Source organism: Micromonospora sp. NPDC048868 (genome assembly GCF_043198195.1).
Taxonomy (GTDB): domain Bacteria; phylum Actinomycetota; class Actinomycetes; order Mycobacteriales; family Micromonosporaceae; genus Micromonospora; species Micromonospora reichwaldensis.
The window spans coordinates 152,491-175,335 of the sequence record NZ_JBICUN010000013.1 but is presented as its reverse complement, the minus strand read 5'-3'; the positions used below and the strand labels follow the sequence as shown (position 1 = coordinate 175,335).

At 70.7% G+C, this 22,845-nt stretch carries 18 protein-coding genes, 1 tRNA gene and 2 pseudogenes; 18 read left to right on the top strand and 3 right to left on the bottom strand.

Going from position 1 to position 22,845, the window contains the following annotated elements; all coding sequences use genetic code 11:
• Window positions 1–4: 4 nt before the first annotated feature.
• Complete coding sequence (locus tag ACGFNF_RS21015) at window positions 5–346, bottom strand: TM2 domain-containing protein (protein ID WP_357580379.1); 342 nt, start codon at window positions 344–346, stop codon at window positions 5–7.
• Between the two features lie 226 nt (window positions 347–572).
• Between ACGFNF_RS21015 and ald the strand changes: the two genes are divergently transcribed.
• From ald to ACGFNF_RS20955, 12 genes and pseudogenes are all read left to right on the top strand, one after another.
• Window positions 573–1,688 (top strand): alanine dehydrogenase, encoded by a 1,116-nt coding sequence (gene ald, locus ACGFNF_RS21010; RefSeq protein ID WP_132234416.1) that lies wholly within the window; start codon window positions 573–575, stop codon window positions 1,686–1,688.
• An 11-nt stretch (window positions 1,689–1,699) separates the two neighbouring features.
• A complete protein-coding gene (locus tag ACGFNF_RS21005; RefSeq protein WP_393170017.1) occupies window positions 1,700–2,692 on the top strand; it encodes a site-specific tyrosine recombinase XerD in 993 nt (330 codons plus the stop codon).
• Window positions 2,693–3,178: 486 nt separating this feature from the next.
• Window positions 3,179–4,102, top strand: coding sequence for a ParA family protein (locus ACGFNF_RS21000; RefSeq protein ID WP_121397670.1), 924 nt, complete (start codon window positions 3,179–3,181; stop codon window positions 4,100–4,102).
• 35 nt (window positions 4,103–4,137) lie between these two features.
• Window positions 4,138–5,172: pseudogene (locus tag ACGFNF_RS20995) on the top strand (segregation and condensation protein A); the annotation flags it as partial.
• A 611-nt stretch (window positions 5,173–5,783) separates the two neighbouring features.
• Window positions 5,784–6,641, top strand: coding sequence for an SMC-Scp complex subunit ScpB (gene scpB, locus ACGFNF_RS20990; protein ID WP_393170015.1), 858 nt, complete (start codon window positions 5,784–5,786; stop codon window positions 6,639–6,641).
• Window positions 6,628–7,398, top strand: a complete 771-nt coding sequence (locus ACGFNF_RS20985) for a pseudouridine synthase (protein WP_121397673.1) — start codon at window positions 6,628–6,630, stop codon at window positions 7,396–7,398. The genes scpB and ACGFNF_RS20985 overlap by 14 nt, the downstream gene beginning before the upstream one ends.
• Before the next feature lie 157 nt (window positions 7,399–7,555).
• Window positions 7,556–8,236, top strand: a complete 681-nt coding sequence (gene cmk / locus ACGFNF_RS20980) for a (d)CMP kinase (protein ID WP_311413896.1) — start codon at window positions 7,556–7,558, stop codon at window positions 8,234–8,236.
• Window positions 8,233–9,636 carry a ribosome biogenesis GTPase Der gene (gene der / locus ACGFNF_RS20975; RefSeq protein WP_132234404.1) on the top strand — a complete coding sequence of 468 codons (1,404 nt, stop codon included), beginning with the start codon at window positions 8,233–8,235 and terminating at the stop codon, window positions 9,634–9,636. The genes cmk and der overlap by 4 nt, the downstream gene beginning before the upstream one ends.
• Before the next feature lie 198 nt (window positions 9,637–9,834).
• Window positions 9,835–9,908, top strand: a tRNA-Pro gene (locus ACGFNF_RS20970).
• A gap of 374 nt (window positions 9,909–10,282) precedes the next feature.
• Entirely contained in the window at window positions 10,283–10,960 is a 678-nt protein-coding gene (locus ACGFNF_RS20965) for a hypothetical protein (RefSeq protein ID WP_393169987.1), read from the top strand.
• A 99-nt stretch (window positions 10,961–11,059) separates the two neighbouring features.
• Entirely contained in the window at window positions 11,060–11,359 is a 300-nt protein-coding gene (locus ACGFNF_RS20960; protein ID WP_393169985.1) for a transposase, read from the top strand.
• Window positions 11,356–11,916, top strand: coding sequence for an IS3 family transposase (locus tag ACGFNF_RS20955; RefSeq protein ID WP_393169983.1), 561 nt, complete (start codon window positions 11,356–11,358; stop codon window positions 11,914–11,916). The genes ACGFNF_RS20960 and ACGFNF_RS20955 overlap by 4 nt, the downstream gene beginning before the upstream one ends.
• A gap of 155 nt (window positions 11,917–12,071) precedes the next feature.
• On the opposite strand, the gene ACGFNF_RS20950 is transcribed toward ACGFNF_RS20955, so the two are convergent.
• Window positions 12,072–12,716, bottom strand: a complete 645-nt coding sequence (locus ACGFNF_RS20950; RefSeq protein WP_393169981.1) for a TetR/AcrR family transcriptional regulator — start codon at window positions 12,714–12,716, stop codon at window positions 12,072–12,074.
• 145 nt (window positions 12,717–12,861) lie between these two features.
• Here ACGFNF_RS20950 and ACGFNF_RS20945 point away from each other — a divergent pair, with 145 nt between their 5' ends.
• The 6 genes and pseudogenes from ACGFNF_RS20945 (at window position 12,862) to ACGFNF_RS20920 (ending at window position 21,364) form a co-directional block, all read left to right on the top strand.
• On the top strand, window positions 12,862–13,641 hold the full coding sequence (locus ACGFNF_RS20945; protein ID WP_393169979.1) for a glucose 1-dehydrogenase: 780 nt from the start codon (window positions 12,862–12,864) through the stop codon (window positions 13,639–13,641).
• Window positions 13,642–13,690: 49 nt separating this feature from the next.
• Window positions 13,691–14,113 (top strand): nitroreductase/quinone reductase family protein, encoded by a 423-nt coding sequence (locus ACGFNF_RS20940; RefSeq protein ID WP_393169976.1) that lies wholly within the window; start codon window positions 13,691–13,693, stop codon window positions 14,111–14,113.
• Between the two features lie 167 nt (window positions 14,114–14,280).
• A pseudogene (locus tag ACGFNF_RS20935) lies at window positions 14,281–14,469 on the top strand (ISL3 family transposase); the annotation flags it as partial.
• Window positions 14,470–15,241: 772 nt separating this feature from the next.
• Window positions 15,242–16,258 (top strand): CapA family protein, encoded by a 1,017-nt coding sequence (locus ACGFNF_RS20930; RefSeq protein WP_393169974.1) that lies wholly within the window; start codon window positions 15,242–15,244, stop codon window positions 16,256–16,258.
• 953 nt (window positions 16,259–17,211) lie between these two features.
• A complete protein-coding gene (locus ACGFNF_RS20925; RefSeq protein ID WP_393169972.1) occupies window positions 17,212–20,382 on the top strand; it encodes a BTAD domain-containing putative transcriptional regulator in 3,171 nt (1,056 codons plus the stop codon).
• Between the two features lie 646 nt (window positions 20,383–21,028).
• Complete coding sequence (locus ACGFNF_RS20920) at window positions 21,029–21,364, top strand: hydroxyisourate hydrolase (protein WP_393169970.1); 336 nt, start codon at window positions 21,029–21,031, stop codon at window positions 21,362–21,364.
• Window positions 21,365–21,450: 86 nt separating this feature from the next.
• Here ACGFNF_RS20920 and ACGFNF_RS20915 read toward each other — a convergent pair whose 3' ends face one another.
• Complete coding sequence (locus ACGFNF_RS20915; RefSeq protein WP_393169968.1) at window positions 21,451–22,815, bottom strand: condensation domain-containing protein; 1,365 nt, start codon at window positions 22,813–22,815, stop codon at window positions 21,451–21,453.
• Window positions 22,816–22,845: the final 30 nt, after the last annotated feature.

Below are 22,845 nucleotides of genomic sequence, written 5' to 3'. Positions count from 1 at the left end.
TCGGTCAGTCGCGCAGCGGCCGGCCCTGCCCGTCGACGCCACCGTTGATCAGGATCAGGACACCGTCGACGAGGCCCCAGATGCCGCCGATGCCGCACGTCACGAGGGACACGATGAGCTGGATGACGCCGGTCTTGGTGTCGCCCATGTAGAAGCGGCCGACGCCGAAGGTGCCCAGCACGATCTGCAGGACGCCGGCGACGACCTTGCTCTTGTCGGAGACACCCGACGGGTACCCGGGCTGGTTGGGGTAGCCGGGCTGGTAAGGAGGTGTGGTCATGAGGCGACACCCTAGTGATCCACTGCTCTCCTGTCCGCAGCGGTACCCGAAGAGTGGGACGATAATGGATGAACACTGTCCTGACGGCTGAGGTGCGGGTCCCACCGCCGGCCCGGTTCACGCCTGACACATCGTCAGCGGGTGCGGGCACCGGATGTCACTGTGCTGCCTCATCGGGGGCGGCGACGCGCCTAGACTGCCGCCGGCGGGACCGGTGGACCGCGGCGGCAAAGGGGCCGTCGTGGCACCGCGCAGTCGGGGGAGCGCAGCCCCGAAGAGAGGTGTCTGCATCGTGAAGGTCGGAATCCCCCGCGAGGTCAAGAACCACGAGTACCGCGTGGCGATCACGCCGGCGGGCGTCAACGAGTTCGTCCGCAGCGGTCACCAGGTCTTCGTCGAGTCCGGCGCCGGCGTCGGGTCCAGCATCGGCGACGACGAGTTCGCCGCCGCCGGTGCCAAGATCCTGGCCACCGCCGACGAGGTGTGGGAGACCGCCGAGCTGGTGCTCAAGGTCAAGGAGCCGATCGCCGAGGAGTACCACCGGATGCGCGAGGGGCAGGTGCTCTTCACCTACCTGCACCTGGCCGCCTCGAAGGCGTGCACCGACGCGCTGGTCGACCGCAAGGTCACCGGCATCGCGTACGAGACCGTCGAGCTGCCCGACCGGTCGCTGCCGCTGCTCGCCCCGATGTCCGAGGTGGCCGGTCGCCTCGCCCCGCAGGTGGGCGCCTACCACCTCCAGCGGCAGGGCGGCGGGCGCGGCATCCTGATGGGCGGCGTCTCCGGCGTGTACGCCGCGAAGACGGTGGTCATCGGCGCCGGCGTCTCCGGCATGAACGCCGCCGCGATCGCGCTCGGCCTGCAGGCCGAGGTGCTGCTGCTGGACAAGAACGTCGCCCGGCTGCGCCAGGCCGACGCCATCTACCGGGGCCACCTGCAGACGGTCGCCTCCAACGCGTACGAGATCGAGCGGGCCGTGCTGGACGCGGACCTCGTCATCGGCGCGGTGCTGGTGCCCGGCGCGAAGGCCCCGACCCTGATCTCCAACGAGCTGGTCTCCCGGATGAAGCCGGGCAGCGTGCTCGTCGACATCTCCATCGACCAGGGTGGCTGCTTCGAGGATTCGCGTCCCACCACGCACGCCGAGCCGACCTACCAGGTGCACGACTCGATCTTCTACTGCGTGGCGAACATGCCGGGCGCGGTGCCGCACACCAGCACCTACGCGCTGACCAACGTCACCCTGCCGTACGCGCTGGAGCTGGCCAACCACGGCTGGCGCGAGGCGCTGCGTCGCGACCCGGCGCTGGCGCTGGGCCTGAACACCCACGACGGGCAGGTCACCTACGGCCCGGTCGCCGAGGCGCACGGCATGGCGCCCCTCGCGCTGGCCGACGCGCTGGCCTGAGAGGTGGCGGGCTGACCGGCACACCGGACGGGGCCGGCGCGGGCGTGGAGCCCGCGCCGGCCCTGCGTCGTGCCGTCCGCGGCTACCTCGACCACCTCACCGTCGAACGGGGACTGTCGGCGAACACGCTCGCGTCGTACCGGCGGGACCTGGAGCGCTACCTGGCCACCCTGGCGGCGGCCGGCGTGCCGGACCTGGCCGCCGTCGGCCCCGGGCAGGTCGAGGCGCACCTGGCCCGGCTGCGCGCCGGCGACGGGGAGCATCCGCCGCTCGCGGTCGCCTCCGCCGCGCGGGCGGCCAGCGCGGTACGCGGGCTGCACCGCTTCGCGCTGCGCGAGGGGCTGGCCGGCGCCGACCCGAGCCGGGACGTCCGCCCGCCCACGCCGCCGCGCCGGCTGCCCCGCGCGCTGCCGGCCGACGCCGTGGTGCGGCTGCTGGAGACCGCCGGGTCGCTGACCGCCGCCGGCGACCAGGCGCCGCTCGCGCTGCGCGACCGGGCGCTGCTGGAGTTCCTGTACGGCACCGGGGCGCGGATCTCCGAGGCGGCCGGCGCCGCCGTGGACGACCTGGACGTGGACGAGGGCACCGTGCTGCTGCGCGGCAAGGGTGGTCGCACCCGGCTCGTCCCGGTCGGGGGGTACGCCGTCGAGGCGGTGCGGGCCTGGCTGGTGCGGGCCCGCCCCGGGCTCGCCGCCGCCGGCCGGGGCACCCCGGCGGTCTTCCTCAACGCCCGCGGCGGCGCGTTGACCCGGCAGGGCGCGTGGACCATCCTGCGTCGCGCCGCCCAGCGGGCCGGGCTGCCGGTGGACGGCCCGGATGCGGTCTCCCCGCACACCCTGCGCCACTCCTACGCCACCCACCTGCTCGACGGCGGCGCGGACGTACGGGTGGTGCAGGAGCTGCTCGGCCACGCCTCGGTGACCACCACCCAGGTCTACACCCTGGTCACGGTCGAGCGGCTGCGCGAGGTGTACGCCACCGCCCATCCCCGGGCGCGGGGCTGACCCACCCGGCTCCAACCCCGCCCGGCTCTGGCCCCGGCCCCGGCCCCGCCCGGCCCCGCCCGGCCCCGGCCCCGCCCGGCCCCGCCCGGCCCCGCCCGGCCCCGCCCGGCCCCGCCCGGCTCGGCCCCCGGCTCGGCCCTCGGCCCCCGGCTCGGCCCTCGGCCCCGGCTCCGGCCGCCGCTCGGCCCCGGCCCAGGCGCGGGACCGACCGCCGGGCGGCCCGCCAGGGGTGACCGCCGCCGGCCGGCAGGGGCGGCGCGACGGTGTCCGGGGCGGCGCGCGCAGGACGCCGCCGGTGGCTGGCCTGGTCGGCGGGGCGGCGACACGCCGAGCGGGTGCGACCGGGCCGCCGGGCGGTGGCGTACAGTCGGCATCGGCGCGGACCTCCTGGGGCGATGGTGATGCAGACCGGGGTGCGCAGCGGCGCCGCGAAGGACGTCGGACGGCTCCGACGCCGGGTGGTCGTCGGGAGGGGGCAACGAGCACATGGCTGGCAACGGTGACCGTGCCGAGACCTGGACGTCGGAGCTCCGCGAGCAGCAGGCCACGCTCGGGGCGGATCTCGGTCCGGCGGATCCGGCGGCATACACGATGCGTAAGCCGATTCCCGAGCCGATGCCGACCGACCGGCACGGCCCGGCCCGGATCATCGCGATGGCCAACCAGAAGGGTGGTGTGGGCAAGACCACCACGACCATCAACCTGGGCGCCGCGCTGGCCGAGTACGGCCGCAAGGTGCTGCTCGTCGACTTCGACCCGCAGGGCGCCCTCTCGGTCGGGCTGGGGGTCAACCCGCACAACCTCGACCTGTCGGTCTACAACCTGCTCATGCAGGACGACGTCACCGCCGAGGACGTCCTGATCAAGACCGACGTGGCGGGGCTGCACCTGCTGCCGGCCAACATCGACCTCTCCGCGGCCGAGATCCAGCTGGTCAACGAGGTCGCCCGGGAGATGGCCCTGGCCCGCGTGCTCCGGTCGGTCCGCAAGGAGTACGACTACATCCTGATCGACTGCCAGCCCTCGCTGGGCCTGCTGGCGATCAACGCGCTGACCGTGGCGCACGGCGTGCTCATCCCGCTGGAGTGCGAGTTCTTCAGCCTGCGCGGGGTGGCCCTGCTGCTGGACACCATCGACAAGGTGCGTGAGCGGCTCAACTTCGACCTGGAGCTCGAGGGCATCCTCGCCACCATGTACGACAGTCGCACCACCCATTGCCGGCAGGTGCTCCAGCGGGTGGTGGAGGCCTTCGGCGACAAGGTCTACCAGACGGTGATCACCAAGACCGTCAAGTTCCCCGAGTCCACCGTCGCCGGCGCCCCGATCACCACGCTCGACCCGGCCTCGTCCGGCGCCCGCAACTACCGCCAACTGGCCCGCGAGGTGATCGCCGCCCAGGCCGAGCGGTAGGCCGGCGTGCACCTTCGCGCCGAGCCGGCCGGGGCGTGGACTACGGTCTTCCGGTGACCGCGCCACCCCTCGACCCTCCGACGACGCCGGAGCAGCCGCCCGTACGGGCCGCCGAGGCCGTCGCCGAGGTGCCGACGGATCCGGCCGGCGTGCCCGAGGCGGCGGTGGAGAGCGGCGGGTTCACCGTCCGGCTGGCGAACTTCACCGGCCCGTTCGACCTGCTGCTCCAGTTGATCGGCAAGCACAAGCTCGACGTGACCGAGGTGGCGCTGCACCGGGTCACCGACGAGTTCATCGCCTACATCCGCGCCATGGGCGACCAGTGGGACCTGGACGAGGCCAGCGAGTTCCTGCTCATCGCCGCGACGCTGCTCGACCTGAAGGCGGCCCGGCTGCTGCCCGCCGCCGAGGTCGAGGACGAGGAGGACCTCGCGCTGCTGGAGGCGCGGGACCTGCTCTTCGCCCGGCTGTTGCAGTACAAGGCGTACAAGGAGGCGGCGGCGCACATCGCCGCGCTGGAGGAGGTCGGCGGCCGGCGCTACCCCCGCGCGGTCACCCTGGAGGCCCGGTACGCCGACGCGCTGCCCGACCTGGTGCTCGGCATCGGCCCGGAGCGGCTGCTGAAGCTGGCGATCAGGGCGATGACGCCGAAGCCGGTGCCCGAGGTCTCCATCGCCCACGTGCACATGGTCCGGGTCAGCGTCCGGGAGCACGCGGGCATCCTCACCGAGCGGCTGCGCCGGGTCGGCACGGCCACCTTCTCGCTGCTCTGCGCCGACTGCGAGGCCACCCTGGAGGTGGTGGCCCGGTTCCTGGCCCTGCTGGAGCTCTACCGGGAGGGCCTGGTCGCCTTCGTCCAGGAGCAGGCCCTGGAGGAGTTGACCGTACGCTGGACCGGTCCCGCCGACGGCGGCCCCGACCTGCACGTCGACGAGTACGCCGGCACCCCGCCCGAGCCGGCCCCGACGTCGCCCGAGCCAGCCCCGGCGTTGCCCGAGCCGGCGGGCTCCGGTCCGTTGCCGGCGGCGTCGGCCGAGCGGCGGCCGGTGCCGGACGGCACGGCGGACGAGAGCGGCTCAGGCACGGTCACAGGTGCACTGGCGGCCGACACCGCATCGGCGGCGGACGCCGGTTCGGCCGTGGTCGACGCCGGAGCGGTGCCGGGGGACGCCGGTTCGGTGGCCGACGCCGGATCGCCGCCGGATGCGACGGCGGAAACCGGATTGGTGGCCGACAACGAATTGGCGCCGGGCGCGACGGTGGACACCGGATTGATGGTCGACAGCGGAGCGGCGCCGGGTTCGGTGGCCGACGCCGGATCGGCAGAGGCCGACAGCGGAGCGGCGTCGGGTGCGGCGGTGGTGGAGAGCGGGACGTCGCCGGGTGTGGCGGCGGACGGGAGCGGGGCGGCGACGCCGGAGGAGCGAGCGGGATGAGCAACGACGAACGTCGGGACTCCCTGGCCGACCAGGCCGCCGCCTGGGTGCCGCCCTGGCAGCGCCCCACGGCCCCTGCCGCGGCCCCCGAAGCCGGAGATCTTGGCACTTCCGCGCCCCCGGAGGGGCCCGAACCTACCAAGATCTCCGAGGACTCCGACGCCGCACGGGAGGCGGGTGCGGGGGCGGGCTTCGAGGATTCCGACGCCGCGCCCGGAGCGGAGGCTGGCTCGGGCGCGGCGACCGTGAACGGGGACCAGCCCGGGGAGCGGGCAGGGACTGAGGAGCCGGCACCGGCGGCAGGGCTTGAAGCACCGGCACCGGCGGCAGGGCCTGAAGCGGCGGCACCGGCGGCTGCGCCCGAGGAACCGGCATCGGCGGTCGGGTCGGCAGGGTCGGCCGGGAAAAGCGGGACCGTGGTCGGGCCGGCGGGAAGTGGAGCGGCAGGGGAGAGCGGGGCTGCGGTCGGGTCGGCGGGGAGGGGGCCGGCGGGGGGCGTACCCGCGAAGGGGCCGGCGGGGCGGCGGCGGGCGGTGCCCGAGCCTGCGCCGGAACTCGACGACGCGGAGCTGCGGGGGGCGCTGGAGGCGATCCTGCTGGTGGTGGACGAGCCGGTCAGCGAGTTGGTCCTCGCCCAGGTGCTGGAGCAGCCCGCCGAGCGGATCGGGCCGGCGCTGGACGAGATCGCCGCGGGCTACACGGCCGCCGGGCACGGCTTCGAGCTGCGCCGGGCCGCGGGTGGCTGGCGTCTCTACACCCGCCCGGAATACGCCACCTACGTGGAACGGTTCGTACTGGACGGGCAGTCCGTGCGGCTGACCCAGGCGGCGCTGGAGACACTGGCCGTGGTCGCCTACAAGCAGCCAGTGACCCGGTCGCGGATCTCGGCCATCCGGGGTGTCAACTGTGACGGGGTGATCCGTACCCTGGTCTCCCGCGGGTTGGTCGAGGAGTGCGGCACCGAACCGGACAGCGGGGCGTTCCTCTACCGGACCACCACGATGTTCCTGGAGAAGCTCGGGCTGAACAGCGTCGACGACCTCCCGCCGCTGGCCCCGTTCCTTCCCGACGACGTAGAAGAGCTTGCCGATGCCACGCGATGACCGCACGCCCCGCCCCGACGCGCCCGCCTTCGAGGGGGCCGAGCGCCTGCAGAAGGTGCTGGCCGCCGCCGGCGTGGGTTCCCGGCGCGCCTGCGAGGACCTGATCTTCCGTCGCCGGGTCACCGTCGACGGCCGGGTCGCCCAGCTCGGCGACAAGGTCGACCCCGCCACCGCCGTGATCCACGTCGACGGCGAGCGCCTCGTCGCCGACACCCGACTGGTCTACCTGGCCATGAACAAGCCCCGCGGGGTCGTCTCCACGATGGCCGACGAGAAGGGCCGCACGGCGCTCGCCGACTTCCTCGGCAACCGGGTGGAGCAGCGGGTCTACCACGTCGGGCGGCTCGACGCCGACAGCGAGGGCCTGCTGCTGCTCACCAACGACGGCACCCTCGCCCACAAGCTGATGCACCCGTCGTACGGGGTGCAGAAGACGTACCTCTGCGAGGTGTCCGGGCCGATCCCGCGCAACCTCGGCAAGCGGCTGATGGCCGGCGTGGAACTCGAGGACGGGCCGGCGAAGGTCGACTCCTTCCGGGTGGTGGACACGCTGGGACGGACCGCCCAGGTGGAGCTGAGCCTGCACGAGGGACGCAAGCACATCGTCCGCCGGCTGCTCGGCGAGGCGGGCCATCCGGTGAGCCGGCTGGTGCGTACCGCGATCGGGCCGATCCGGTTGGGCGACCTGCGCGCGGGGCGGACGCGGCGGCTGACCAACGCGGAGGTCGCCGCCCTGTTCAAGGCCGTGGGTGACTGACCCCCGAGTTCGGGGTACGGCTGCCGGTAGGCTCCCTGGCGGCCCGGCGCGGGCGGCGCCCACCGGGCGGCGCGACGCCGGGCATCATTGAGAACGTTTGGACAACCGCTCGCGACACATCCGGTGTTTCGTGAGGTACGGGCTGAGGAGGACGACGGTGGAGGAAAACGAACGGGCCGGGCGATGTGTGGTCGCTGTGGACGGACCGTCCGGTTCGGGTAAGTCCACCGTCTCCCGGCGGCTCGCCGTCGGCCTCGGTGCCCGCTATCTCGACACCGGCGCCATGTACCGCGCCATCACCTGGGCGGTGCTGCGCTCGGGGGTCGACCTGACCGATGCCGAGTCGGTGGCCAAGGTCGCCGGCGAGGTGGACCTGCGCATCGGCACCGACCCGCAGGGGTACGGCGTGACCGCCGACGGCGTGAACGTCGACGCCGAGATCCGCGGGCCGGAGGTGACCGGGGCGGTCTCCGCCGTGGCCGCCGTGCCGGCGGTGCGCGCGCTGCTGGTCACCCGGCAGCAGGAGATGATCACCAATGCCGGTCGGATCGTGGTCGAGGGCCGCGACATCGGGTCCGTGGTGGCCCCGGACGCCGACCTGAAGGTCTACCTCACCGCCTCCGAGGCGGCCCGGGCCGCCCGACGCAGCGCCGAGGACGCCACCGACGTGGCGGCGACGGCGGCCGACCTGGCCCGGCGGGACCGGCTCGACTCGACGCGCAAGGCCGACCCGCTGACCCAGGCCGCCGACGCCGTGGTGCTGGACACCACCGAGTTGGGCATCGACGAGGTCGTCGGGCGCCTGCGCGGCCTGCTGACCGATCGGGGAGTGGCATGACCGACACCGACGGGTGGATCGAGCTGCGGGAACCGGACGTCGACACCGAGGAGCCGACCGGCCCGCAGCCGGTCGTGGCCGTGGTCGGCCGCCCCAACGTGGGCAAGTCGACACTGGTCAACCGGATCATCGGCCGCCGTCAGGCGGTCGTCGAGGACGTCCCCGGGGTCACCCGGGACCGCGTCCCGTACGACGCGCAGTGGGCCGGCCGGCAGTTCACCGTGGTGGACACCGGCGGCTGGGAGCCCGACGCCAAGGACCGGGCCGCCGCGATCGCCGCGCAGGCCGAGACGGCGGTCGTCACGGCCGACGTGGTGCTGTTCGTGGTCGACGCGATGGTCGGCTCGACGGACGTGGACGAGGCGGCCGTACGGATGCTGCGCCGCAGCGCCAAGCCGGTGATCCTGGTCGCGAACAAGGCCGACAACACCGCCATCGAGATGGAGGCCACCTCGCTGTGGTCGCTGGGCCTGGGTGAGCCGTACCCGGTGTCGGCGCTGCACGGACGTGGTTCCGGCGACCTGCTCGACGCCATCATGGCCGCGCTGCCGGAGGCCCCGAAGATCGTCGAGAACCGCCCGCGCGGCCCGCGCCGGGTGGCCCTCGTCGGCCGGCCGAACGTCGGCAAGTCCAGCCTGCTCAACCGCTTCTCGGGCGAGGAGCGGGCGGTCGTCGACTCGGTCGCCGGCACCACTGTGGACCCGGTCGACAGCCTGGTCGAGATCGGCGGGGAGACCTGGCAGCTCGTCGACACGGCGGGCCTGCGCAAGCGGGTCGGCAAGGCCAGCGGCACCGAGTACTACGCCAGCCTGCGGACCGCCGGGGCGATCGAGGCCGCCGAGGTCGCCGTGGTGCTGCTGGACTCCAGCGAGCCCATCAGCGAGCAGGACCAGCGGATCCTGTCCATGGTCACCGAGGCCGGCCGGGCGCTGGTGATCGCCTTCAACAAGTGGGACCTGGTCGACGCCGACCGCCGGTACTACCTGGACAAGGAGATCGAGCGCGAGTTGCGCCGCATCCCGTGGGCGATCCGGCTCAACCTGTCGGCGCAGACCGGCCGGGCGGTCGACAAGCTCGCACCGGCGCTGCGCAAGGCCCTGGCCAGCTGGGAGACCCGCGTACCGACCGCGCAGCTCAACTCGTGGCTGACCGCGCTGGTGCAGGCGACCCCGCACCCGGTGCGGGGCGGGCGGGCGCCGAAGATCCTCTTCGCCACCCAGGCGGGCGTGGCGCCGCCGCGCTTCGTGCTGTTCACCACGGCCCCGCTGGACGCCGGCTACCAGCGGTTCGTCGAGCGCAAGCTGCGCGAGGAGTTCGGCTACGAGGGCAGCCCGATCGAGATCTCCGTACGCCCCCGCAAGAAGCTCGGCCCCGGCGGCCGGGGCAAGGCGCACGGCTGACCCGACCGATCGGAAGCCGGGTGGGAGCACGCTCCCACCCGGCTTTTCCGCTGCCCATCAACTTCCCTATCCTCCTAGGACGCTGTAGGGGATGTGCGCGGGACGACGCGTTCCGGCACGGGAGGGGGCAGTGCGGACGGCGTGAAGATCCTGCGCTAAGCTGTACCGGCTGTCGCGGGGAGATCCGCGCGGGGGCATCGGGACGTGGCGCAGCTTGGTAGCGCACTTGACTGGGGGTCAAGGGGTCGTCGGTTCGAATCCGGCCGTCCCGACGCAGGTCAGAGGGCTGATCCGGACATCGGGTCGGCCCTCTTTGGCGTTCTGGGGACCACGCCGGTCAAGTGCGCCGCCCGGTAGCGCTCCTTGACCGCTGGTCAAGTTCCAACGGCTGCCGCTCTTGCCTTCCGGATCGTTCGCTCACAGCAACAAAGATCCTGGACGGGCCGTACGTGTGCCGTCACCTGGGCGTCCTCGGCCGCTTGCCACTCTCGCTCGGCGACCGCCACGCCCTTGCCCGACGGCTGGCGGGGGGCAGGCACGTTCCTGCCCTCCACCCTCTGACCTGCGACGGGAAGCAACGTGACGAGCTGCGGTACGGTGCCAGATCAGCTGCCGAGTCTGTGGGGCATTCGTCTTGTCAGGAGGGGTGACCGTGCAGTTGCATCGGAACACTGCGAAACTGCGCAAGATTTGCCTCGCCTGGGGGCTGTTCGGGGCGCTCGTCTGGTTGGCGGCGCGGTGGGCCGGGGCCAACCCTGACCACTTTCATCACAGCAAGGCGCCCTTCTACGAAGTTGTTAGCGTGGCTATAGTCGCTGTTTCTCTCCTTACGTGGCTGATGCTGCTCTGGCCGTTTCTGATTAAAGTCGATGTGAATGGACTGACACTTCGGCTGCGGGGAATCACGACCCGGTTGTCTTGGGAGTCGGTGGAGTCGCTGACCGTAACGAAGGTGGGGGAGTCGTGGGATGCGACGAACATCAAGATCTGCCTGGCTCCGGGGGTGAAGCTCGGGGGACGGGTGGCCACCAAGCGAGACGGACGGCGAATCTACTCGTTGCTCGCATTGGACGATTTCACCATCGCGCCGGAAGAGGTGATTGCGGCTCTGCAGCGGTACGGCGGAGGCAGGGTCGACGCGCAGGAGTACCTTCAGCACCGGGCGGCGAAGCGGGTCGTTGCGCGATACATGCGCGGCGATGAAGTCCGAGCCGACCCGCATCTGGCCGAATACATGGCAGTACAGCGGAGCACCGATGCGGAGAAACGCGAGAAGTTGTCATCTGGTGACGACCAGGAGCCGGACTCGTTTACTCCTCGCTGAACCGGTGCTGCGTTTCGTCGAGCGTCTCAGTGCCTGGGGACCAGGTGGGGTGCCCTTCCCCTCGTAGCGTGGAGGCCAGAATTTGAGGGATAGAGGTTCATGGCTGAGACGAGACGCCGGTTCGATCCGGAGTTCCGCGCGGGCGCGGTCCGGATCGTGCGGGAGACCGGGAAGTCGATCGCGCAGGCAGCGCGTGATCTGGGGATCAACAGTGGCACCCTGGCCAACTGGGTGCAGCAGGATCGTGCCGCTCGTGGCGAAGCCGCTGCCGGGCAGCTGGCCGAGGACGAGCGGGCGGAGCTGGCGCGCTTGCGGCGGGAGAACGCCGAGTTGGCGATGGAGCGTGATGTCCTCAAGCGATCCGTGGTCCTGTGGGTCAAGGAAGCGACGGGCCGGTGAGCGTGGCCGCCTTCATCGCTTCCCAGAGGACCGAGCACGACGTGCCGCACGCGGTGGCCTGCCGGGCCCTGGGGGTGTCCGAATCGTGGTTCTACAAGTGGCGGGACCGTCGGCCGACACCCCGCCAGGACCGTCGGACCAGGCTGACGGACGCGGTCCGGTGCGTCTTCGACGCCTCGGGCGGCACCTACGGCAGTCCACGCGTCGGCGACGAGTTGCGCGAGCAGGGCTGGCGGGTGTCGGACAACACGATCGCCGCGCTCATGGCCGAGCTGGGCCTGGTCGCCAGAGCGAAACGACGCCGGCGTGGGCTGACCCGGCAAGGCAGACGGCCAGCCGCCCCGGACCTGGTCAAGCGCCAGTTCACCGCTCCCGCGCCGGACGTGGCCTGGTGCGGCGACATGACTGAGATCGTCACGCAGGAGGGCAAGCTCTACCTCGCCACCGTCATCGACCTGTACTCCCGGCACATCCTCGGCTACGCCATGGGCGACCGGCACGACGCCGGCCTGGTCGTCGCCGCGTTGAATCCACGCTACGAGGGGAAGGGCAGCTGAGACCTCTTGTCGGGCCGTGCTGATGCCAGGCTGATCGAGATGGGTCAACACATCGACACTCCCTCCTTCGGTGTCCGCCCCGGGATGCCCCGCGAACGCCCTTGGTGCCGACGGCCTCGATTGCTAGGCATCAGCTCCTTTGGTGGCGGCGGGACTCAGTCGTTGGTGGACGCCCCTGGTCCAGTCGCGGCGTACCGGGCGGCGATGGTGCGGACGGCCTCGTCGACTACCTGAGCGACGCGTTCGGCGCTCACCTCCCAGCCCGGCACTAGGAGTGTTGGCCAGAAGACGTAGTTGGAAATCATGCCCAGGAACTGGGTGGCTGCGAGGTCCACGTCCTCGACCCGCACCGTTCCCGCCTCGTGCTCAGCCAGGAGGTAGCTGCGTACGGACTCGAAGTAGGGCATCTTCCCGTGCGAGAACTGCGCATGGGCCAGCTCCGGGAACCGCGGCAGCTCGGCGATGACGATCCGGAACAGGTCGGTCATCTGGGCACGGCTTAGCAGCTCGGCGTAACGGCGACCGATGGCGCTGAGCCCGTCAACGACGTTGCCTGCCGGCGGAGGATTTTCCTCGTCAGCGGTTGACCAGGACTCGGTGACGATGGCGTCGAACAGGGCAGCCTTGCTTGGGAATTGCTTGAACAAGGTGGCCCGCGAGACACCCGAGCGCTCTGCGATCCGCGCCAGCGATGTCCGGTCGTAGCCCAACTCGAGGAACAGCGCGGTCGCGGCCGTCACGATCAGCGCGCGCTTTTCCTGGGCGACGCGCTGGTGGTACGTCGATACGACCCTGCTCATGGACTGAGCATACGAGGTGAGTGGCTTGACTCGCCACTGCCGCCAACCTAGTGTCAAGGCAGTGGTGAGTCGCTCGGCTCGCCATCGGCCGGCCGTTCATCGCCGATGATCCCGGTCAGTCACTCACGTACCGAAGGAACATCTGATGAACCGCTTCGACAACCAGACCGTGCTCGTGACCGGTGGGACCGGTGGCCAGGGATCGAGCCACGTGCGCGCCTTTCACGCGGAGGGAGCGAACGTGGTGATCGGCGACATCGACACCGAACGCGGCGCCGCTCTCGCCGACGAGCTCGGGACCCGCGCTCACTTCACCCGCCTCGACGTCACCGACGAGAGTTCGTGGTCCGCCGCTGTGCTAGCCGCCGAGAGCGCCTTCGGCGCCCTGAACGTGCTCGTCAACAACGCGGGCGTCCAGAACCCGCCGGCGCCGATTGAGAACACGGACCAGACCACGTGGTCGCGCATCCTCGACATCAACCTCACAGGGACCTTCCTCGGCATCAAGGTCGCCGCCCCCGCTCTGCGCCGCGCAACAGGGGGAGCCATCGTCAACATCGCCTCGACGATGGGCTTGGGCGGCACGGCGCACTACGCGCCGTACGTCGCCAGCAAGTGGGCCGTGCGAGGCCTAACCCGAACGGCAGCGCTCGAGCTCGGCCGGGACCACATCCGCGTGAACACCATCCACCCCGGCGTGATCGCGACCCCCTTCATCCAAGAACCAGCAGCCGGCGCCACCGCGGCAATCGCCGACTTCTACTCACCCGAGCCGTTCGCCATCCCCCGACTTGGAGAGCCGACCGACGTCACCCGGCTTCTCCTGTTCATCACGTCGTCAGACGCGTCGTTCATCACGGGGTCGGAGTACGTCATCGACGGTGGACTCCTCCTCGGGCCCGCCCTTCAGACCGAGACCGCATGAGCAGTCCAGACACGACCGGATGGAACGACTCCGCACGTGACGCGTCTTTGTGCACCTGCCCGATCACATCCGGCGAGCCATCGAGATCACACCCGCCGCAGGCACCAGCGAACGGATCATCGACATCACGACGCTGGGGCGCCGCACCGGCCGGCCACGCCGTATCGAGATCTTCTTCTACCGAGCTGCGGGCACCACCTACCTGTGTAGCGGCGCCGGCGGTGCCGCGACCGACTGGCATGCGAACCTTCTCGCCAATCCCAACTTCACCTTCCACCTCAAGAACGGGATCCGCGCAGATCTGCCTGCACGGGCCACGCCTGTCACCGACCCAGCTGAACGTCAGGCCGTGCTGGCGGAGATCGTCGCGGATCTCAATCAGCCCCACGACCCCGGCACCATCCGGCCGACTCGGCTCGAAGACTGGGCTGACAGTCGGCTGATGCGCATCAGCTTCCGCCATCGGCCGTGATCGCGGATCCCTCGACAGATGACCTACTACTCCCAGGGACTGGGGTGTAGTCGCGGCTAGAACAGCTCTTCGCCAGATGAGGGTGTAGCTGGCGCGGCGGTCCCAGATGGATGTCGAGGTTTCCAAAGGGAAAGTCTCCTACACGCTCATCCTGAAAGAACCGCCACGTGCCCGACGCTACCGTCGGCGACCGCTCGCACGCGTTCGCCCACCCCGATCTAACGACCTTCTGCAGACTCGACGAGCTCGGCCTCGTCGTCACCGGCCAACGCCTCGAGCCCGACCGCGCGGTCCTCGCGTGCCGGGTCCTCGAACCCGACCAATGCTGCCGCCGCTGCGGCTGCGAAGGGACCCCCGGTGTCAACGCCGGCTCAACCTTGACCCCTCTGTTCCGGGCTCAGTGATCGCTACGGTGGAACCGTCGGTCTCACGTCGTGACCAGACGCATCGGCTCACGCGGCCTGGGTGCTCGCCGTCGTACTGGTCATGCGGCGCGGTGAGCTGGCCGGCTTGAATTGGACGAGGCTTGACCTCATGAGGGGAGTCTTGTTCGTGGACTGGCAACGGACGACGACGAGCGCGGGCGTGGTGGAGAAGAGCGCGAAGGGCAGGAGTACGCGCCCCATCGCGATCGGAGGACTCGTTGTCGCAGTCCTCGAAGCTCATCACGAAGCCCAGGCGGCTGAGAAGGCCGCAGCGGGCATCGCCGTTCGCCCCCAGTAACCCCGACATTTGTCCGCCGAGGGTCGATCGTCGTCGACGCCTGCGTGCAGGTGATCTCCGCCGCCCGGCCCAAGTAGATCTCCCCGTTTCACCGAGGTTGCAGCCTGCCCAGCTCCGCCGGCAGCCGGGCGGTTACGTCGGAGTAGGCCGTCAGGAGACGGTTCGCCAAGACGTCGCCGACATCTGACTCTTCCTGCACCCGGGAAGGGGATCTACCTCTTTGCCGGCGACCTGTTTGAAGCAACGGCATTATGTGCTGATATGAGGACAATGTCAGCTCTGGTAGTACTCATGATCGCTGTTCTGGCGGGCGGCTGTGACGCGGCGGAGAGGGAGCCGAGAGGCGGGCCACCCCACTCCTCCACCGCCGCCACCAGCCCCGGACCCCGAACCACACTTACCGTGGTGGCGGCCGGCGACCTGCTCGTACACCCCGCGCTCACCGAGCAGGCAGCCGCCGATGCGCGCCGAGCAGGACGCGATGGGCACGACTTCACCCAAGTGCTCGCCGCGGTCCGCGCCCGCGTGAGCGCCGCCGATCTGGCCATCTGCCACATGGAGACGCCCCTGGCCGAGCCTGGCGGTCCGTTCACCGGCTGGCCGAACTTCAGCGTGCCTCCCGCACTCGCCGACGCCGCCGCATGGGCAGGATTCGACACCTGTTCCACCGCATCCAACCACTCACTGGACGTCGGAGCCGAGGGCATCGCCCGCACTCTCGACAACCTCGACCGGGTGGGCCTGCGGCATACGGGCACGGCCCGCACTGCGACGGAGAGCCAACGCCCAAACGTCATGGACGTGGGCGGCGTGAAGATCGGACAACTCTCGTACACCTTGAGCTTCAACGACATCCCACTGCCACCCGGACGACCGTGGGCGGCCAATCTGATCGACGCGGACGCCATTCTCGCCGAAGCACGGCGGGCCCGCGTTGCCGGCGCGGAGATCGTCATCCTGTCGATGCATTGGGGTACGGAGTACCAGAACGAACCGAACGCCGATCAGGTCGACCTCGCGAACCGGCTACTGTCCTCGCCCGACATCGACCTGATCATCGGCCATCATGCGCACGTGGTGCAGCCCTTCGAGAAGGTCGGCGCGAAGTGGGTCGCCTACGGCATGGGTAACCTGACCACCCGGTTCAGTGACGGCTCGGCGGAAAATACCCAGGACGCGGTTGTGCCTGAATTCACCTTCACTCGCACCCCGTCCGGCGGCTGGGAGGTCACCGCCGTGACTGTGCTGCCAACCTGGATGGAGTACCGACCGACGGCCCGCGTCGTCGACCTGACCGCCGCGCTGAGTGACCCAGTGGTGCCCGCTCCGCGTCGGGCGCACTATGCCGCGATCGTACGGCGGATCAACGGATACGTCGACCTGCGGGGCGCCTTCTCCGCCGGGCTACGGATGCCACACTGAATCGGAAAATGGATACCCCATTAGCCCCTGACGATGCGGCGAGGATCTACGGAGTGCAGGCTGCGGCAGCGTCTCAACGTGGCACACCCTGGCGGCGAGACGCTGCCCCAGGTAATACGCCCAACGTTCCGGCGTCATCGGCAATTATCCAATTTGGCTTCGCCCAGTTCGGAGCGGGTGCGCCGTGCCGCGATTGTCATTGCTCCGGAGTGGACCCGGGTTCGGCCGTTTTTTGCGGCGCGCCCTACCGACTCATTCCTGGTAACCGTCAGGTCTCATGTGTCGGGGAAGGCGTATTCTCTTGCATTAAGCGGGCAGTGGCCGGTGTCGGTCCGTGAGTGGTGCCGGGAAGAGTCGAGACCCATTCGTGCCCGCTGCCTCGCGTGTTGCTCCTCCTCGCCATTCGATTGAGATTCGGACGTATCCCAGGTTTTCCTGCCACCTCGCCGTCCAACTGCGGGCCGGAGGCGGGAGTGCCGCCCCGGTTCGGTGCCGAAGAGGGCGACCTGCCAGTTTTTCGTCCACTTTGGTAACTATGCATATTTTGCGGTCAAATTGTCGGTGGCGGCATTGGATGCTTTGCCAGGGCGTCGGGCGTGACTGATAGTTATCGCTTTGCCGGCGCTCGATGCAGATGAGAGGAAGCTGTCCGTTTGGATGATGTTTTCAAGAGACGCGGTGGACCGAGACTGTGCGAGTCACGGTGGCGTGGCGGGAAAACTATCCTTGTTTCAACCTAGGGTATTCATGCAGCTGGCGAGTATTGCGCGGACGGTTAGGGCTATTTCCGGAAAGGGTGGGAGCGCTCCTGTTCCCGCGCGGCAGGTCGGTCCATTGGCTGCGGCGCACCCTCTCCGGGTGGGACCGCGCGGTGGCCCGGTCGTCGAGTGGCCGCTGGCCGACGACCAAACGCCGGCTCGGCTGCGATCGCGCAGGGCACGGAGGGACGTTCGGTGAAGTACGGCATCCTGGGACCCCTGGAGGTGGTTCATGGCACCGAAACCGTGCAGCTCGGTGGCCCGCGCGACCGGGTGATCATGGCGATGCTGCTACTCGAGGGCAACCAGGTGATCCCGGTGGAGCGGCTGATCGACGCGGTCTGGGACGACCCCCCGTCGACGGCACGCGGTCAGGTGCAGATCTGCATCTCCAACCTGCGTCGGCGGCTCCAGGCGGTCAGCGGGCGGGACCTGATCGACACCCGTAGCCCCGGCTATCTGCTCAATGTCGGTCCGGACGAACTCGACCTGCGGGTCTTCGACGCCCGGGTGGCCGAGGCTCGTGACACCGGTGGTCCGCTCGCCGCTGCCGCGTTGCTGCGCGACGCGTTGGCCCTCTGGCGTGGTCCCGCGTTGTCCGGGATGGACAGCCGGGTGGTCAACTCCTACGTCAGCCGGCTCAACGAGCGCCGGTTGGCGGTGCACGGCGAGTGCATCGACCTGGAACTCCAGGCTGGTAAGCACTACGAGCTGGTCGGCGAGCTGATCGAACTGGTGGACCAGCACCCGCTCCAGGAGCACTTCCGTGCCCAGCTGATGATGGCGCTGTACCGCTCGGGCCGGCAGGTCGAGGCGCTGGAGGGCTACCGCCGCGCCAGCGAGGTGCTGATGGACGAGCTCGGCATCAACCCGGGCGAGGAGCTGCGTCGACTGCACCAGGCCATTCTCGAGGGCGAGTGTCCGATTCCGCTCCCGCCGCACGGTTCCGCTGTCGCGGGGACCATCGCCCAGGCAGCGCAGGTGCGGTCCTTGGTGCCGAGCCTGCTGCCGGCGGCGATTCCGGACTTCACCGGCCGGGCCCCGATCGTCGGCGCGATCCGCGCCCAGCTGGGGGAGCAGGGGCAGGTTGAGGCCGATCGGCCGGGGGTGCGGGTCGGGGTGATCGTCGGGCCGGGCGGGGCGGGCAAGACCACGCTGGCCGTCCACGTCGCGCACCAGCTCGCCCCGGAGTTCCCCGACGGGCAGCTCTTCGCCCGGCTGCGGGTCGGTGACCGTCCGGCCAATCCTGCGGACATCCTGGAACGCTTCCTGCGGGCCCTCGGCGTGAGCGGTGCGGCGATGCCGGACGGGATCGAGGAACGGGCCGAGCGCTTCCGTGACCTGCTCGGCGGGCGTCGGATCCTGGTCGTGCTGGACGACGCGATGACCGAACAGCAGATCGCGGTGCTGTTGCCGGGCACCGCGAAGTGCTCTGTGATCGTGACCAGCCGTCGCCGGCTCACCGGGTTGCCGTCGGTCAACCGGGTCGAACTCGGCGCGCTCAGCCGGGACAACGCCGTGCAGCTGCTCACCCGGATCGTCGGTCCGGCACGGATCGCCGCCGAGCCGTCGGCCGCCGACGAGTTGTGCCGGCTCAGCGGCGACCTGCCGCTGGCGCTGCGCATCGTCGGCGCCCGACTCGCGGCCCGGCCGCACTGGAGCGTGACCGACCTGCTCGAGCGGTTGGTGGACGAGTCCCGCCGCCTGGACGAGCTCAACCACGGCGAGATGGGGGTCCGGGCCAGCATCTCGGTGACCTACGAGGGGCTGTCCGCGGACGCCAAGGTCCTGCTGCGCCGACTCGCCCTGTTGGATTCGCCCAGCTTCGCGTCCTGGGTGGGCGCGCCGCTGCTGGAGACCGACCATCTGCGGGCGCAGGACGCGCTGGAGGAGCTGACCGAGGCGTACCTGATCGACACCGAGCCAGGGCCGGCGGCCGGTCAGCTGCGATATCGCTTCCACGACATCACCCGCCCGTTCGCCCGCGAGAGGTTCGTCGAGGAGGGCCCCGAACAGCGGCGGGCCGCTCTCGAACGCTGGTTCGGCGCGCTGCTGGCGCTGGCTGGTGAGGCGCACCGCCGGGAGTACTCCGACGACGTCCTCGCCCCGAACAGCGGGGCCAGCCGTTGGCCGCTGCCAGCGCCGTTGGTGGACCGGTTGCTGGCGGATCCGCTGGCCTGGTTCGAGCAGGAGCGCGCCACCATCGTCGCCGCCGTCGCCCAGGCCGCCGCCAGTGGGATGGTGGAGCACGCCTGGGACCTGGCGTTGACCGCGGTCACGCTGTTCGAGTCCCGCTCGTACCTCAACGACTGGCGGCAGACCCACGAGGTCGCGCTGAACGCCGCCTGCCGCGCCGGCGACGTGCGGGGTGAGGCGGCGATGCGCTACTCACTCGGCTCGCTGCACATGTTCGCCCAGCAGAGCGCACCGGCGGCCCGGCAGTTCACGCGTTCCTACGCCCTCTTTGAGGAGTTGGGCGACCGGCTCGGCATGGCACAGGTGCTGCGGAACTCGGCCTACCTCGACCGGGTCAACGGCGACCTGGCCTCGGCCCGCGACCGCTGGGGCCGGGCGCTGGAGGCCTTCCAACTGCTCGGTGACCGGATCGCCGAGGCGCACGTGCTGCACAACCTGGCTCAGATCCACCTTGACTACGGCGAACAGGACGCGGCCTACGAATTACTGGTCCGGGCCGGGCAGATCTGCGAAGAGGTCGGCAACCGTCGGGTCGGTGCGCAGGTCCGGCACCGGCTGGGTGAGCTGCTGCTGCGCCGGGGGGACCTTGAGGCAGCCGGGGTGGCCTACCACGGGGTGCTCGACTCGGTGCGGGCCGCCGGCGACCAGATCGGTGAGTGTTACGCCATCCTCGGGCTGGCGGCGGTCGACCATCGACGTGGCGACCTGGCGTCCGCCGCCAGGCGGCTGGCCCGGGCCCAGGCGCTCGCGGTGGCCGCTGGCGACCGGATGGCCGAGAGTCGGGTGGCACACGCGCTCGCCGACGTCGCCTTGGATGCCGGGGAGCTGGGTTCGGCCGCCGAGCACGCCGATCGCGCGGTGCGGATCTTCGGTGAGATAGGGGCCGCGCTGCTCGGTGCCAGCGCGATGGCGTTGCGCGGGCGGATCCACGTGGCCGCCGGTGAGCGGGCCGCCGCCCGGGCCGGTTGGGAGTCCTCCAGGGCGGTGCTGTCCGGGCTCAGCCTGCGCGGTGCGGTCACGCTGCAGGCGCAGCTGCGACGGGATTTGTCCGCACTGGGCGGCGCGGATGCCGATCGGCCCGTCACACCGGTTGGATCAGGCGGTGTTCACGCCGGCCGGCCCGCCGGCCGCGAGGAGGCGACCGGGTCCGGGCCGGCCCCACGGGCCTGAGAGCCGCCGCCGCGCCGGGATGGTCGTACCTGACCGTCCCGGCCATCCGGTCTCAGCCCCAGATCGTGTTGCGCTGCGGATCCGCGGGCGGGGTGGGAGATGCCGTGGGCGCTGGCTCCAGGGGCGCCGTGGGAGGTGCCGACGGGGCGGGCAGGTGACCGTGGCCGGGATCGGCCGAGGTGATCGGAGCGGCCCAGGACAAGCCGACGTATGCCACCGGTCCGGCCGCCACGGCGCCGAGGAGCACGACGCCGGCAAGGAACCTTCGGGAAACGTTGAACGCCATGGGTACCCACTCTCTGTGCGATAGCCGGCGTTGCCTACGACGGCTCGAACTGGATTGGCTAAGACGCTAGAAAAGCTGGCTATGGTCTCGCTAAAGGCTGGTTTTCGGTCCGGTATCGCCGCCGGCGTTGGTGCCATAGCCCACCAGGTGACGCCACTGGCTGAGGTTTGGCGCCGTCCCAACGACCAACCCAACATTCCATGAGGGACAACGAACGGCCAGTTCTTGTCGTCCACCCGGGTATCGATAACAAATCGATGAGCGAACGATATCGGCGTAACCGACCATCGTCCCTGCGGACGCCACCGGCGGCCGACCGGCAGCCGGACCGGCTGCCGGCAACGAGAGGTGGTCTAGCTCATGGTGCTCTCCGTCGAGGTCGTCGACTGTTCGTTCGGCATGGCCGCCGCAGACGTGGGCGTCGTGCTCACCCGGCAGGTCGGGCTGCGGTGGCGGGACCTGGCCAGCGGCCGCACCGGAACCGATGGTCGGCTCGCCATCTGGACCGAGCCGACCATCGACGCCGGCATCTACCAGCTGGCGGTCGACCTGGACGGCTACTACTCGATCCTCGGCGCCGTACCGCTGCACCCGAGAGCGGTGGTGGAGTTTCGCGTCGCGGACCCGGACGCCGACCTGCACCTGCCGCTGATGGTCACCTTGAACTCGTACCTGAGCTATCGGGGCTGCGGCTGACGGTGCCGGCGGCCGGACCGGCGCCGCGGGTCGCGGTACCGGTCCGGCCGTGCTCGACGTGGCGTCGCCGGAGTGGTCGCCGGTGCTCAGCGACCGGCCGGTGCCGGGCCCTGGCCGGGAAAGAGCGCCGGCTCCGGTACGACGGTGCCGGCGTCATCGAGGCTGCCGAGGCGGGCCTGTGGATCGGTGACCGAGCGTCGCACGGTCTCGGCGATCACCCGCAGGGCCCGTACGACCGCGTCCGCGCCGAGCACGTCGGGATCGACCCGCAGGGTGACGCCGATCCACTGCTGCCCGTCGCCGTGCACCCGGGCGTAGAACGGATGCCCGGCATTTCGCGGCGGAACGTCCCAGCTCAACTCAGCGGTACCGGCGGAGCGGGCGTCGTCCGGAACCTCGCGCGGCGGCTCGGAGATGTAGTTGAACCAGCAGTCGTGCGTGAACCGGGTGCCGTCCGGGCTGCCGATCTCCTTGGCCAGTTCCTCGGCCCGGTCCACGTCGTAGCTGCCGCTGCGGTAGGCCAGCATCGCGTTGAAGTGGGTCCGCTTCAGGTACTGCGCCAGCGTGCTGTCCGGATCGACCCGGCAGACCAGCGGGACCAGTTGGTTGAGGGTGCCGATCAGCGGCTGCCACTCGGGATCGAACCGGTTCGCCGACATCAGACTCATCATGATCCGGTCACGGTCGACGAACTGGGCGAGCGCGACGGCGGTCGCCGCCATCACCACGCTCTGCTGCGAGACACTGTGCGCCTTCGCCGCCTGGGCCACCAGCACAGCGAGGTGGTGTGATCGGAGGGTGGCCTGGATCCGTCGCTCGGCCGCGCGGCCTGTCGGCGGTGCGGGCAGGTTGCGTACGGGGCCGTCGGTCAGCAGCCGCCGCCAGTAGGTCTCGGCACGTCGGCGACGGGACTGCCAGGAATCGCTGCGCTGCGCCAGGGCCAGCTCACGGCTGCGCGGCGCCGGTGCCGAGCCGGCACCGGGGTCGGCCACGACGGCCCGGAACTGCTGCTCCAACTCCTGGATCGCCCACAGGTCGACGACCATGTGCGACAGCGACAGGGCCAGGAACTGCGGCTGCCCCGCCACGCTGACGAGCCGGCCGTGCCAGCCGGGATCGTCGAGCACCGGGAACGGCAGCTGGTGCAGCGCGCGCAGGGTGGCGGCCGGGTCCGCCGGGTCGCGTACGGCGTGGTCGACCTGCTCGATCCGCAGCGGCAACTGGTCGTGGATCCGCTGCACCGGCTGGTCGTCGACGACGTGATAGGTGGTCCGTAGCGACTCGTGCCGTCGCGCCAACGCGCCCAGCGCGCCGAGCACGGTGTCGGCGGTGAGGCCCCGGACGTCCCAGGTCGCCGGGACGTTGACCTCCATCAACCGGTCGGTGGCGAACGTCTCCATCGACCGCCAGGTCGACAGCTGTCCGTAGGTGAGTGGAGCGTCGATCGCCACGGTGACTCCTTCGAGGTCGGGGGTGGCCGC